This window comes from Klebsiella sp. HMSC09D12, assembly GCF_001808475.1.
GTDB classification, from domain to species: domain Bacteria; phylum Pseudomonadota; class Gammaproteobacteria; order Enterobacterales; family Enterobacteriaceae; genus Klebsiella; species Klebsiella oxytoca.
Window position 1 is genome coordinate 1 of record NZ_KV793487.1, and the last position, 12,516, is coordinate 12,516.

Sequence of the window (12,516 nt, forward strand, 5' to 3'; positions counted from 1 at the left end):
CAAAAGCCACCTTCTCAGAAGGTGGTCTTTTACTATCTCAACGACATGAAATATTGCTAAATAAATGTGATCAATTTGGCAAAACGGACTCTTTTTGTTTACCCTTAACCTGTTTGCAATTATCAGGTTTGGTTATTTTATTTCCCGTCCGGGTATCCATAAGGAAAGTTGAATGGAAGATTTGAACGTTGTCGATAGCATAAATAACGCCGGTTCATGGCTGGTGCGCAATCAGGCATTACTGCTGAGCTATGCCGTCAACATTGTCGCGGCCATCGCGATTATTATTGTTGGTCTGATCGTGGCGCGGATTGTTTCCAACACCGTCAATCGCCTGATGCGGGCTCGACATATTGACGCCACCGTTGCCGATTTTCTTTCTGCGCTGGTACGCTACGCCGTCATTGCTTTCACGCTGATCGCCGCCCTCGGCCGCGTGGGTGTGCAAACCGCTTCGGTTATCGCGGTACTTGGCGCCGCGGGCTTAGCCGTCGGTCTGGCGCTGCAGGGGTCGCTGTCTAACCTTGCTGCTGGAGTCCTGCTGGTCGTTTTCCGCCCATTCCGCGCTGGTGAATACGTTGACCTTGGCGGTATCGCGGGTACCGTGCTGAACGTGCAGATTTTCTCCACGACCCTGCGCAGCGCAGATGGCAAAATTGTGGTGGTACCGAACGGTAAAATCATTGCCGGGAATATCATCAACTTCTCTCGCGAGCCGGTACGTCGCAACGAGTTTATTATCGGCGTGGCCTACGATGCGGATATCGACCAGGTGAAGCAGCTGCTCACCAACATCATCGAATCGGATGAACGTATTCTCAAAGATCGTGAAATGACCGTTCGCCTGAATGAACTGGGCGCTTCATCTGTGAACTACGTGGTGCGCGTATGGAGTAAGAGCAGCGATCTGCAAAGCGTGTACTGGGACGTCCTGGAGCGTATTAAGCGCGATTTTGACGCCAACGGCATCAGCTTCCCGTATCCGCAGATGGACGTTCATGTCATTCGTCCGCAGGAAAAAGCAGAATAATTTCCCTTTTAATACAGGCCGGTATATCCGGCCTTTTTTGTACCCAGTATTAGTCGTCCTTATTAGCGATTAAAATTTTCAATTTCCTCTAATGATTTCCGCACGCTATATTCCCCGGCATTGACTCTTTCAGTGGAAATTCCTCTCGATGTTATCGTATTACTTTCAGGGCCTTGCCCTGGGAGCGGCTATGATTTTGCCGCTCGGTCCGCAAAACGCTTTTGTGATGAATCAAGGTATTCGTCGTCAGTACCATCTGATGATTGCTTTGCTATGCGCCATCAGCGATCTGCTGCTTATCTGCGCCGGAATTTTTGGCGGCAGCGCGCTGCTGATGCAGTCCCCGTGGCTGCTGGCGCTGGTGACCTGGGGCGGCGTCGCTTTTTTATTGTGGTACGGTTTTGGCGCGCTGAAAACGGCCTTTAGTAGCAATCTGGAGCTGGCCAGCGCGGAGGTGATGAAGCAGGGGCGCTGGAAAATCATCGTCACCATGCTGGCGGTGACCTGGCTGAATCCTCACGTTTATCTGGATACGTTTGTGGTGCTCGGAAGCCTCGGCGGACAGCTGGAGATGGAGCCAAAGTGCTGGTTTGCCCTGGGCACCATCAGCGCCTCATTCTTATGGTTCTTTGGTCTGGCCCTGCTGGCCGCCTGGCTGGCCCCGCGCCTGCGCACGGCAAAAGCGCAGCGAATTATCAACGTGCTGGTCGGTCTGGTCATGTGGATCATCGCGCTGGAGCTGGCGAAAGACGGCTTCGCTCATGTGCAGGCGCTGCTTAACTAAGCCTTGTCCGATGGACTTTCTCCGCGTACGCGCTAAGCTTGCAGGCATGCGTCTGCGTATAGACGACCAATGTAAGATGGAGAAACGACAGTGAAGTTAAAAGTCATGGCCCTGGCGGCGGCACTCGGATTTAGCGCAATGGCAGTTCAGGCCAATGAATTGCCAAACGGCCCACATATTGTTACTTCAGGTACCGCCAGCGTCGCTGCGGTTCCTGATATCGCCACGCTGGCGATTGAAGTTAACGTCTCCGCGAAAGATGCGGCATCCGCTAAAAAACAGGCAGATGAACGCGTGGCCCAGTATCTCTCCTTCCTGGAGAAGAGCGGCATTGCGAAGAAAGACATTAACTCTGCCAACCTGCGTACCCAGCCTGATTATGATTATCAGAACGGCAAAAGCATTCTTAAGGGCTATCGCGCGGTGCGTAGCGTTGAAGTCACGCTGCGTCAGCTGGATAAGCTCAACGGGTTGTTAGATGGGGCATTAAAAGCCGGTCTGAACGAGATCCGTTCGGTCTCACTGGGCGTGGCGCAGCCGGACGCTTACAAAGATAAGGCGCGAAAAGCGGCGATTGACGATGCGATTCATCAGGCTCAGGAGCTGGCTAGCGGATTCCACGGCAAACTGGGGCCGGTTTATAGCGTTCGCTATCATGTCTCCAACTACCAGCCGAGCCCGATGGTGCGGATGATGAAAGCCGATGCGGCGCCGGTATCTGCTCAGGAAAGCTACGAGCAGGCGACCATTCAGTTTGATGACCAGGTGGACGTGGTGTTTGAGCTGCAGCCGACCCAGCCTGCGTCGCCAGCGAAACCGGCTGAAGAGCCAAAAGCAGCGCAGTAATCCTCCCGCCCGGCCTTCGCGCCGGGCTTTTTCTGTGACTATCTGTAAAAATGAGAGCGCAGCACAAGTCTTTTCCCTGAATGAGGTAAGGATAGATCCCTGTTTTCCTGTGAGGTGAGCATGGATATCTTTATTTCTAAAAAGATGCGCAATTTCATTCTGTTGGCGCAGACCAATAACATCGCCAGAGCGGCGGAAAAAATCCATATGACCGCATCGCCCTTTGGCAAAAGCATTGCTGCGCTTGAGGATCAGATCGGCTATACGTTATTTACCCGCAAAGATAACAGCATCAGTCTCAATAAAGCGGGGCAGGAGCTCTATCAGAAGCTGTTTCCTATTTACCAGCGCTTATCGGCCATCGATAACGAAATACACTATTCCGCGCGCCGCTCGCGCAACGTTGTTATCGGCATCGACAACACCTATCCGACGATAATTTTCGACCAGCTCATCAGCCTGGGCGATAAATACGATGGCGTGACCACCCAGGCCGTGGAGTTCAGCGAGAATGGCGTGATTGATAATCTTTTCGACCGTCAGCTGGATTTTATTATTTCGCCGCAGCATGTTTCGCCCCGCGTGCAGGAGCTGGAAAATCTGACCATCAGCGAACTGGCGCCGCTGCGTCTGGGGTTTCTTGTTTCCCGCCGTTATGAAGATAAGCCGCCGCAGGATCTGTTACGTGAACTGCCCTGGCTGCAGATGCGTTTCCAGAATCGGGCCAATTTTGAGGCGATGCTGGACGCCTATATGCGCCCCTGCGGAATCAACCCGACGGTTATCTATCGCCCCTATAGCTTTATGGCGAAAATTAGCGCCGTAGAGCGGGGGCAGTTTTTAACGGTTATTCCTTACTTCGCCTGGCGTCTGGTAAATCCGGCGAAGCTGAAGTACTTCGACGCGCCCGGTAGCGCCATGTATATGCAGGAGTATCTCTATTCGCTGAAAAACCATCGCTATACCGCCACGATGCTTCAGCACATAACTGAAGATCGCGACGGTACGGAGGGCTAACCGAGCATTGAACCGTGCTCAAGCAGATTACGATGCAGGTCGAAGGCGTGGGTGAGGTCGTGGTGAATATGCCCGCCGGGAGCGCTCTGCAGATAGCGATGTAAATAGTCCCGGTAGAGCGGATGCGCGCAGTTATCAATGATAGCGCGGGCGCGCTGCAGCGGCGACAGCCCGCGCAGATCGGCGATACCCTGCTCGGTAACGATCACCTTCACGCTGTGCTCGCTGTGATCGACATGGCTGCACATCGGCACGATAGTGGAGATCTTCCCGTCTTTGGCGATGGACGGCGCCATAAAGATAGAGAGCCAGGCGTTGCGTTCAAAATCGCCGCTACCGCCGATGCCGTTCATCAGATTCACCCCGGCTACGTGCGTGGAATTGGCGTGTCCGTAGATATCAAACTCCAGCCCCACGTTGAGGGCAATAACTCCCAGACGGCGGATAATTTCCGGATGATTGGAGATCTCCTGCGGGCGCAGGACAATGCGGCTGGCGAAGAAATCCATATTGGCGTAAATCTTGCGCAACGAATCGGCGGATATTGTCAGGCTGGAGGCGCTGACGCCGGTGACTTTCCCTGTTTCCAGTAGATGGACTACCGACTCCTGTAAGACCTCGGAGTACATCATAAAAGAGGGAATATCCGGATTCTCACCCAGCCGCGCCATGACCGCGTTATTGATATTACCCACGCCGCTTTGCAGCGGCAAAAATTCAGGCGGGATGCGCCCGCGAGCCATCTCTTCCAGCAGAAAGGTGACCACGTTATCGGCAATTTTCTGACAAACCGGATTATTTTTATCGAGCAGGTTTCCGGCGTCGGGCAGTTCGGTCTCCACGACCGCGACAATTTTTTTCGGATCGATTTGCACGTACCGGCTACCCACGCGATCCATCGCATGAAAGATGGCGATGCTGTTGCGCCGCGGCGGGGCGCCGGGGAGCACGATATCGGCCAGCTCGGCAACCCGAGGGCTGTGATAATGATTGAGTTCGATGATCACTTTCTTCGCCCGTAGCAGCCAGGTGGGCGCGTTGCCGATACCGCTGGTGAGCCAGACCCGCCCGTCCGGCGCGATAGCCGAGGCTTCGATCACCGCGACATCAATCTCACCAAAGAAGCCGTAGTTAACCATTTGCGCCACTTCGCTCAGGTGCAGATCGACAAACTTCACCTTCCCCTGATTGATTTTTTGCCGCAGGCCCGACGCGGTCTGATACGGCGCGCGCCACGAGACGGCATCGGCTGCCGATAATGCATCATCGGCGGCGGCGCTAATTGACGCGCCGGTCAGCAGGCGGATCTGGAAAGGCTTCTGCGCCCGATGTAACTCACCGGCGCGGCGAGCGATAGCCGCGGGCAGCGCTTTGGGCGAACCGGCGGGAGTGAAGCCGCTGAACGCCACCATCTGGTCGTGCTGGATAATCTCCGCCGCTTCATCGGCGCTCATCCGTTTCATTTTGCACTCCTTAACCGGGATGATTAATGGCCGACGAATTCAGGTTTACGCTTTTCCATAAACGCGCTCATGCCTTCCCGATAATCCTCACTGTCGTAGACGGCGCGGCGCATTCCCTGAATACGTTCGAACTCATCGGAATTCATGGTGTGCGCCTCGCCAAGCACGCGCAGTTCTTCCTTAATGACCGCTATCGCCAGCGGCGCTTTCTCGGCAATGTGGTGCGCCATCTGTAAGGTAAAATCTTCCAGTTCGCCAGCGTCCACCACGTGATTGAGAATACCGACCGCCAGCGCGCGCTGGGCGGTAATCGGCAGGGCGGTGAAAATCAGCTCTTTCACGATATGAAAGCCAGCGTCACGGGTCAGATTGTGAATGCCGACCAGGTTGTAGGGCACGCCGAGATTCACCGGCGTCATGGAGAACGTTGACGTACTGGCGGCGATGATCAGATCGGAGCTCATGATCATCTCAAACGCGCCGCCCCAGACGCTCCCTTCGACCATGGAGATCACCGGTTTCGGATATTTTTGGATCATGCGGGTAATCTGGCGCAGCGGATCGTCATACGAAAGCGGATCGCGGCGTCCGCCGGGTAATTCGTGGATGTCATGGCCGGCGGAAAAAACTTTTGATCCGCCAGGCGCGCGTAAAATGACGCAGCGAATTTCCGGCCTGTTGAGGTCGCTCAACGCCTGCATCAGGTCGTCGATAAACACCTTGCTTAAGGCGTTAAGCTTGCGGCTATAGTTGAACTCAATCACCGCAACCTTCTGGATAATTTCGACGTTAACATATTGATAAGACATAACTATCCCTTTATGCAAAGTAATGATTCTGGAGGAATTCGCTAATCTGCCGCAGGCCGGTGCGCGGCGAGAGGCCATTGTTTTTCACCGCCTGTAGCGTTTGCTGGAAGTAGCGATCAAAGTCCGCTCGGGCAAACAGCAGATGCAGCGCCTCGGTTTCGGTCTGCTTTTGCAGCCACTCCAGCGCCTGACGCTGGCGCAGCTTTTCAAGATCGCCGCTGTCGGTGAGGGTGGTTTTGAAGTCAAGGATAGCGAGCCAGACGGCTTCGATACCGCGCTGCTCCAGCGCGCTACAGCTCAAAACGCGCGGCTGCCACGCGGCGTGCTTGCGGCGCAGAATATGCAGGGCGGATTCATACATATGGCGGGTGATAGCCACGCTGGCGCGGTTCTCGCCATCATCTTTATTGATAACCACGATATCCGCCATCTCCATGATCCCTTTTTTAATGCCCTGCAGATCGTCACCGCCGCCGGCGATCTGCAGCGAGATGAAGCAGTCCACCAGGCGGGAGACCTCCGTTTCCGACTGGCCGACGCCGACGGTTTCGACAATGACCACGTCATAGCCCGCTGCTTCGCACAGCAGTATCAGCTCCCGCGTGCGCAGGCTGGTGCCGCCCAGATGGCCGCTCGAGGGCACCGGGCGGATAAATGCCGAGTCCGAGCGCGCCAGTTCGATCATGCGCGTCTTGTCGCCAAGAATGCTGCCGCCGCCGATTGGGCTGCTTGGATCGACCGCTATCACCGCGACCCGCAGGCCATGGCGAATCAGCAGCATGCCGAAGGCTTCCAGAAAGGTACTCTTTCCGGCTCCCGGCGTGCCGGTGACGCCGAGGCGCAGGGCGTTGCCGGTGAAGGGCATAATCGCATCGACCAGCTGGGCGCTCAGCGCCTGGTGGCGGGGATGCTGACTCTCCACCAGCGTCATGGCCTGGGCGAGCGTGGCCCGCTCGCCCAAACGTAATCGCCGAATGGCGTCGCTCAGGGGGGATGAGTTAATCATGATGCTGGCTAATCCTCATCAGGACGTCGCGTACGCTCTCCAGCATCGGCGTGCCGGGGCCATAAATAGCGGCCACGCCGCGCGCCTGCAGAAACGCGTAATCCTGCGGCGGAATGACGCCGCCGGCGATGACGCAGATATCTTCCCGTCCCCATTTTTTCAACGCATCGACCAGCTCGGGGATCAGCGTTTTGTGGCCTGCCGCCAGCGATGAGGCGCCAACCACGTGTACGTCGTTCTCCACGGCGAGGCGGGCGATCTCCTCCGGGGTAGAAAACATCGGGCTCAGGTCAACATCGAAGCCAAGATCGGAATAGGCGCTGGCGATCACTTTGGCGCCGCGATCGTGACCGTCCTGACCCATTTTGGCGATCAAAATGCGCGGGCGACGGCCGCGAGCCGCGAGGAATTTTTCGGTTTGCGCAACAATGGCGTCAAACTCGCAGGCGGCTTTATCTGAGTGATGGTAGCTTTGCGCAATCACGCCGGTGACGCACTGGCTGGGCACCAGATAGCGGTCAAAAGCCACCTCCAGTGCGTCGGAGATTTCGCCCAGCGTAGCGCGCACGCGGGCGGCGTTGATGGCGGCGGCCAGCAGATTTTCATCATGCTGCGCGGCGTGGGTGAGGGCGTTCAGCGCGGCTTTTACCGTCACATCGTCCCGACTGGCCCGTATTTTTTTCAGCGAGGCGATCTGCTCGTTGCGTACCTTGACGTTGTCGATCTCCAGCACTGCCGTTTCATCTTCTTTTTCCAGCTTGTACTTATTGACGCCGACGATGACGCGCTTGCCCTGGTCGATCAGCGATTGCTCGCGGGCGGAGGCCTCTTCGATCATCCGTTTCGGCAGTCCGGCTTCGATCGCCTTCGCCATCCCTCCCGCTTCGTCGATCTGCTGCATAATGGCTCGCGCCTGCTTAACGATTTGATCGGTCAGCGACTCGACGTAATACGATCCCCCCAGCGGATCCACGGTGCGGCAGATCTCCGACTCCTCCTGAATGATGATCTGCGTATTACGCGCGATACGTGCGGAAAAGTCGGTGGGCAGGCCGAGCGCCTCATCAAAGGCGTTAGTATGCAGCGACTGGGTGCCGCCGAGCGTGGCGCCGAGCGCTTCGATGGTGGTGCGGATCACGTTGTTATACGGATCCTGCTCGGTGAGGCTCCAGCCGGAAGTCTGGCAGTGGGTGCGCAGGGCTAACGATTTTGGATTGGTGGCGCCGAAGCCGCTGACCGCTTCGCTCCACAGATAGCGTGCGGCGCGCAGCATCGCGACGTTCATAAACAGATCCATGCCGATGCCGAAGAAGAACGACAGGCGCGGGGCGAAGTCATCGATTTTCAGGCCGGCGGAGAGCGCGGCCTTAATGTATTCGATGCCGTCGGCCAGGGTAAAGGCCACCTGCTGCACGCAGTTGGCTCCGGCTTCGCCCATGTGATAGCCGCTGATGCTGATGGTATTAAAGCGCGGCATATTGCCCGAACACCAGGCGATAATGTCGGCAATAATGCGCATTGAGGGCTTCGGCGGGTAAATATAGGTATTCCGGCACAGATACTCTTTCAGAATATCGTTCTGGATCGTGCCGGTGAGCCGTTCCGGCGCAACGCCTTGCTCTTCCGCCGCGACGATATAAAACGCCATTACCGGCAGCACCGCGCCGTTCATGGTCATCGACACGGACATTTCATCCAGCGGGATGCGATCGAACAGAATCTTCATATCTTCGACGGTATCGATCGCTACCCCCGCTTTCCCCACGTCGCCCGCCACGCGAGGATTGTCGGAGTCATAGCCCCGATGGGTCGCGAGATCGAAGGCGACGGAAAGCCCTTTCTGCCCGGCAGCGAGGTTGCGGCGATAGAAGGCGTTGGACTCTTTCGCGGTTGAGAAACCAGCGTACTGGCGGATGGTCCACGGCTGGGCGGTATACATGGTGGCGCGGGGGCCGCGGACGTAAGGCGGCAGGCCGGGCAGGGTGCCGGTCACTTCCAGATTATCAATATCGGCTTCGGTATACAGCGGTTTAACGGCAATCCCTTCTGCCGTCTGTTTTACCAGAGCATCGACGGTTTTTCCCCGCCGGCTAAGCTCCTTGTTGGCGAGCGTTTGCCACTCTCGTAACTCTGACATTTTGTGCTCCGTATGCGCAATAAAATAGGGTGTTGCAAATACGGTGAGCTTTTTAAGACGCTCTGTCGCCAGCAAAAAATAGCCATCAGCGCGTCGTTTTTTGCCGCATGAAATGTTCTATTTTGTGATGAATTTCAAAGATATGAATAGAAGAAGGTGGGTCATGCAGGCCGGACGGCGCCGACCTGCCCGGGAGGCTTAATCTTGTCTCAACACTTTATGGCCATAATCGATCAGCGCATCGGTCACCCGGCGCATCATACGGCTTTCCGGCGCAAAACGGTGCCAGTAGAGCATCCGGCGCTGGAACAGGCCCGGCGTGAGATTAATAAGTTCGCCGCTGTTCAGCTCTCGCTCAATTTGCAGATGCGGAATCATACAGCAGGTTGTCCCCTGGCGGGCCAGCTGCACAAAGGCTTCCGAAGAGTTCACGATATGGCAGGGAACGCTGCCCGGCGGCAAATCGAAGTTCTGCTGTAAAAAGGCCTGGTGCATATCATCGAGATGATCGAATGCCACCACCGGCGCTTTGAGCAGCGCCGAGCGGGTCACCCCATTGGGGAAATAGCGCTGGGCAAACTCTTTTGAGGCGACGAACAGATAGTCGAGGGCGCCGAGCTGATCGACCAGGCAGCTTGGCAGCGCCTGCGGCTGGATACTGACCGCGCCGACGACTTCACCGCGGCGCAGGCGTTCCTGGGTTCGGGTCTCGTCCTCCACCTGTAGGTTCAGGCGAATAGGGGAGTCGGAAAGCACGCTGGAGAGCGCGGGCAATAGCCAGGTGGCGAGACTGTCGGCGTTGACCGCCAGCGACAGCAGCAGCGGCGTTGAGCCGGTTTGTTCATCGCCCAGCCACTCCTCTTCCAGCAGTTCAACCTGGCGCAGCAGGGCCAGCAGCTTTTGCCCCTGTTCGGTGGGACGCGGCGGTACGGTGCGTACCAGCAGCGGTTGTCCAAACATGTTTTCCAGCTGTTTGATGCGCTGAGAGACGGCGGACTGCGTAATACAAAGCTTCTGCGCGGCGCGCTCAAACCCTCGTTCCCTGATTACCGCGTCCAGCGCCTGTAGTGTTCTGTAGTCCGGTCGTTTCATTGCTCTGGCGTGCCCCCTAATACTTTTCGTTAACTCGCACTATGACATAAATTTGTTTTTGATGAAGATGAAAAAATGGCGACTGCGTTGTGTGATCGCCGTCGCAGGGACAATGACCCCCCTGATGTTCTATAATGCGCCACAGGAATTCACATCTCGGACCATAATCATGACGCAAGATGAACTGAAAAAAGCAGTAGGCTGGGCGGCATTGCAGTATGTACAACCGGGCACCATCGTTGGGGTCGGCACGGGCTCCACGGCGGCGCATTTTATTGATGCGCTGGGCACCATGAAAGGTCAGATTGAAGGCGCGGTTTCCAGCTCTGATGCCTCTACTGAAAAACTGAAAAGCCTCGGTATTACGGTTTTTGATCTTAACAGCGTTGACCGTCTTGGCATCTATGTCGACGGCGCTGATGAAATCAACGGCCATATGCAAATGATTAAAGGCGGCGGCGCGGCGCTGACGCGCGAGAAGATTATCGCTTCGGTCGCTGACAAATTTATCTGTATCGCTGATGCTTCCAAGCAGGTGGACATCCTGGGTAAATTCCCGCTGCCGGTGGAAGTGATCCCGATGGCGCGCAGCGCCGTGGCGCGTCAGCTGGTTAAGCTGGGCGGCCGTCCGGAGTACCGCCAGGGCGTCGTGACCGATAACGGCAACGTGATCCTCGATGTGTATGGTCTGGAAATCCTGGACGCTATTGCGCTGGAAAATACCATTAACGGTATCCCGGGCGTCGTGACCGTCGGCCTGTTCGCCAATCGTGGCGCAGACGTCGCGCTGATTGGCACCGCTGATGGTGTAAAAACTATCACTAAATAGACCAATCCGAGGGAGCGAATGGCTCCCTCGCAAATATTTTTTCTCCAGGCCTATTTTGGTGACTTCTGTCACATTTATGCGCCTTGTCTTAGTAACAACCTACCTTTCTTTTACTTTCTGGTGTTTTGTCCTGCAATTTCCCTCTGATTGATATTTCTTCAGGTTGTCGACGCAAACGTTCATATTGCCGCAATAGTTTTTTTTGATATGTTGCTGAGAAGAACTTTCGTTCCGCACGACATCAGTTAAGACAAAAACAGGACGGGGAAATGGCTAAGGTATCACTGGAAAAAGACAAAATTAAATTTCTGCTGGTTGAAGGTGTGCATCAAAAAGCGGTGGACAGCCTCCGCGCAGCAGGCTACACCAATATCGAATTTCACAAAGGCGCGCTGGACAGCGAAGAGCTGAAAGCGTCCATTCGTGATGCCCATTTCATCGGCCTGCGTTCCCGTACTCATCTGACTGAAGAGATCTTCGCGGCGGCGGAAAAACTGGTTGCGGTTGGCTGCTTCTGTATCGGTACTAATCAGGTTGACTTAAATGCGGCGGCAAAACGCGGTATTCCGGTATTTAACGCCCCGTTCTCTAATACCCGTTCCGTTGCGGAGCTGGTGATCGGCGAGCTGCTGCTCATGCTACGCGGCGTGCCGGCGGCAAACGCCAAAGCGCACCGCGGCGTATGGAACAAGCTGGCGGTTGGCAGCTTTGAAGCACGCGGCAAAAAGCTGGGTATTATCGGCTATGGTCACATCGGTACGCAGCTGGGCATTCTTGCCGAATCGTTGGGGATGCACGTCTATTTCTACGATATTGAAAGCAAACTGCCGTTGGGTAACGCGACTCAGGTACAGCATCTCTCCGATCTGTTGAACATGAGCGATGTGGTAAGCCTGCACGTGCCGGAAAATGCCTCAACGAAGAATATGATTGGCGCGGAAGAGCTGGCGCTGATGAAACCGGGTGCGCTGCTGATCAACGCCTCACGCGGTACCGTGGTAGATATTCCGGCGCTGTGCGATGCGCTGGCGAGCAAGCACCTGGCGGGCGCGGCGATCGACGTGTTCCCGACCGAACCGGCGACCAACAGCGATCCGTTCAACTCTCCGCTGTGTGAGTTCGACAACGTTATCCTGACCCCGCATATTGGCGGCTCAACTCAGGAAGCGCAGGAAAACATCGGTCTGGAAGTGGCGGGCAAGCTGGCGAAATACTCCGATAACGGTTCTACGCTCTCTGCGGTGAACTTCCCGGAAGTGTCGCTGCCGCTGCACGGCGGGCGCCGTCTGCTGCATATCCATGAAAACCGTCCGGGCGTTCTGACTGCGATTAACCAGATTTTCGCCGCGCAGAGCATTAACATTGCGGCGCAGTATCTGCAGACCACTCCGCAAATGGGCTACGTGGTCATTGATATTGAAGCCGAAGAAGATGTGGCGCAGGCTGCGCTGCAGGCGATGAAGGCTATTCCTGGTACCATCCGCGCCCGTCTGCTGTTCTAAC

The 12,516-nt window shown here is 56.0% G+C and carries 12 protein-coding genes; 7 read left to right on the top strand and 5 right to left on the bottom strand.

The genetic code is table 11. The features are described from left to right. From HMPREF3178_RS31430 to srsR, 5 genes are all read left to right on the top strand, one after another. The coding region (locus HMPREF3178_RS31430; RefSeq protein WP_217494333.1) for a hypothetical protein at positions 1 to 185 on the top strand (185 nt) is incomplete at its 5' end. Beyond that, positions 173 to 1,030 (top strand): small-conductance mechanosensitive channel MscS, encoded by an 858-nt coding sequence (locus tag HMPREF3178_RS17250; protein WP_004115311.1) that lies wholly within the window; start codon positions 173 to 175, stop codon positions 1,028 to 1,030. The genes HMPREF3178_RS31430 and HMPREF3178_RS17250, both read left to right, overlap by 13 nt. Before the next feature lie 148 nt (positions 1,031 to 1,178). Next, the gene (gene argO, locus HMPREF3178_RS17255; protein ID WP_017145444.1) at positions 1,179 to 1,814 is read left to right on the top strand and encodes an arginine exporter ArgO; all 636 of its coding nucleotides are present in this window, start codon (positions 1,179 to 1,181) and stop codon (positions 1,812 to 1,814) included. A gap of 90 nt (positions 1,815 to 1,904) precedes the next feature. Continuing rightward, positions 1,905 to 2,660 (top strand): oxidative stress defense protein, encoded by a 756-nt coding sequence (locus HMPREF3178_RS17260; RefSeq protein WP_004105619.1) that lies wholly within the window; start codon positions 1,905 to 1,907, stop codon positions 2,658 to 2,660. Between the two features lie 120 nt (positions 2,661 to 2,780). Further along, positions 2,781 to 3,677: a LysR family transcriptional regulator SrsR gene (gene srsR / locus HMPREF3178_RS17265; protein WP_004105617.1), complete on the top strand. Its 897-nt coding sequence runs from the start codon at positions 2,781 to 2,783 to the stop codon at positions 3,675 to 3,677. Here the strand turns inward: srsR and HMPREF3178_RS17270 are convergent. The 5 genes from HMPREF3178_RS17270 to argP form a co-directional block, all read right to left on the bottom strand. Then, positions 3,674 to 5,140: an acetyl-CoA hydrolase/transferase family protein gene (locus HMPREF3178_RS17270; protein ID WP_017145445.1), complete on the bottom strand. Its 1,467-nt coding sequence runs from the start codon at positions 5,138 to 5,140 to the stop codon at positions 3,674 to 3,676. The two genes, srsR and HMPREF3178_RS17270, sit on opposite strands and share 4 nt — an antisense overlap. Before the next feature lie 23 nt (positions 5,141 to 5,163). Continuing rightward, positions 5,164 to 5,949 carry a methylmalonyl-CoA decarboxylase gene (scpB, locus tag HMPREF3178_RS17275; protein WP_004105613.1) on the bottom strand — a complete coding sequence of 262 codons (786 nt, stop codon included), beginning with the start codon at positions 5,947 to 5,949 and terminating at the stop codon, positions 5,164 to 5,166. Positions 5,950 to 5,959: 10 nt separating this feature from the next. Further along, positions 5,960 to 6,955: a methylmalonyl Co-A mutase-associated GTPase MeaB gene (meaB, locus tag HMPREF3178_RS17280; protein ID WP_017145446.1), complete on the bottom strand. Its 996-nt coding sequence runs from the start codon at positions 6,953 to 6,955 to the stop codon at positions 5,960 to 5,962. Then, positions 6,948 to 9,092: a methylmalonyl-CoA mutase gene (gene scpA / locus HMPREF3178_RS17285; RefSeq protein WP_017145447.1), complete on the bottom strand. Its 2,145-nt coding sequence runs from the start codon at positions 9,090 to 9,092 to the stop codon at positions 6,948 to 6,950. Before scpA ends, meaB begins: the two co-directional genes overlap by 8 nt. A gap of 198 nt (positions 9,093 to 9,290) precedes the next feature. Next, positions 9,291 to 10,184, bottom strand: coding sequence for a DNA-binding transcriptional regulator ArgP (gene argP / locus HMPREF3178_RS17290; protein ID WP_004105608.1), 894 nt, complete (start codon positions 10,182 to 10,184; stop codon positions 9,291 to 9,293). A 169-nt stretch (positions 10,185 to 10,353) separates the two neighbouring features. Between argP and rpiA the strand changes: the two genes are divergently transcribed. Both rpiA and serA read left to right on the top strand, forming a co-directional pair. Beyond that, positions 10,354 to 11,013, top strand: coding sequence for a ribose-5-phosphate isomerase RpiA (gene rpiA / locus HMPREF3178_RS17295; RefSeq protein ID WP_004105606.1), 660 nt, complete (start codon positions 10,354 to 10,356; stop codon positions 11,011 to 11,013). Between the two features lie 269 nt (positions 11,014 to 11,282). Next, a complete protein-coding gene (gene serA, locus HMPREF3178_RS17300; RefSeq protein ID WP_017145448.1) occupies positions 11,283 to 12,515 on the top strand; it encodes a phosphoglycerate dehydrogenase in 1,233 nt (410 codons plus the stop codon). The last annotated feature ends 1 nt before the right edge of the window (position 12,516 follow it).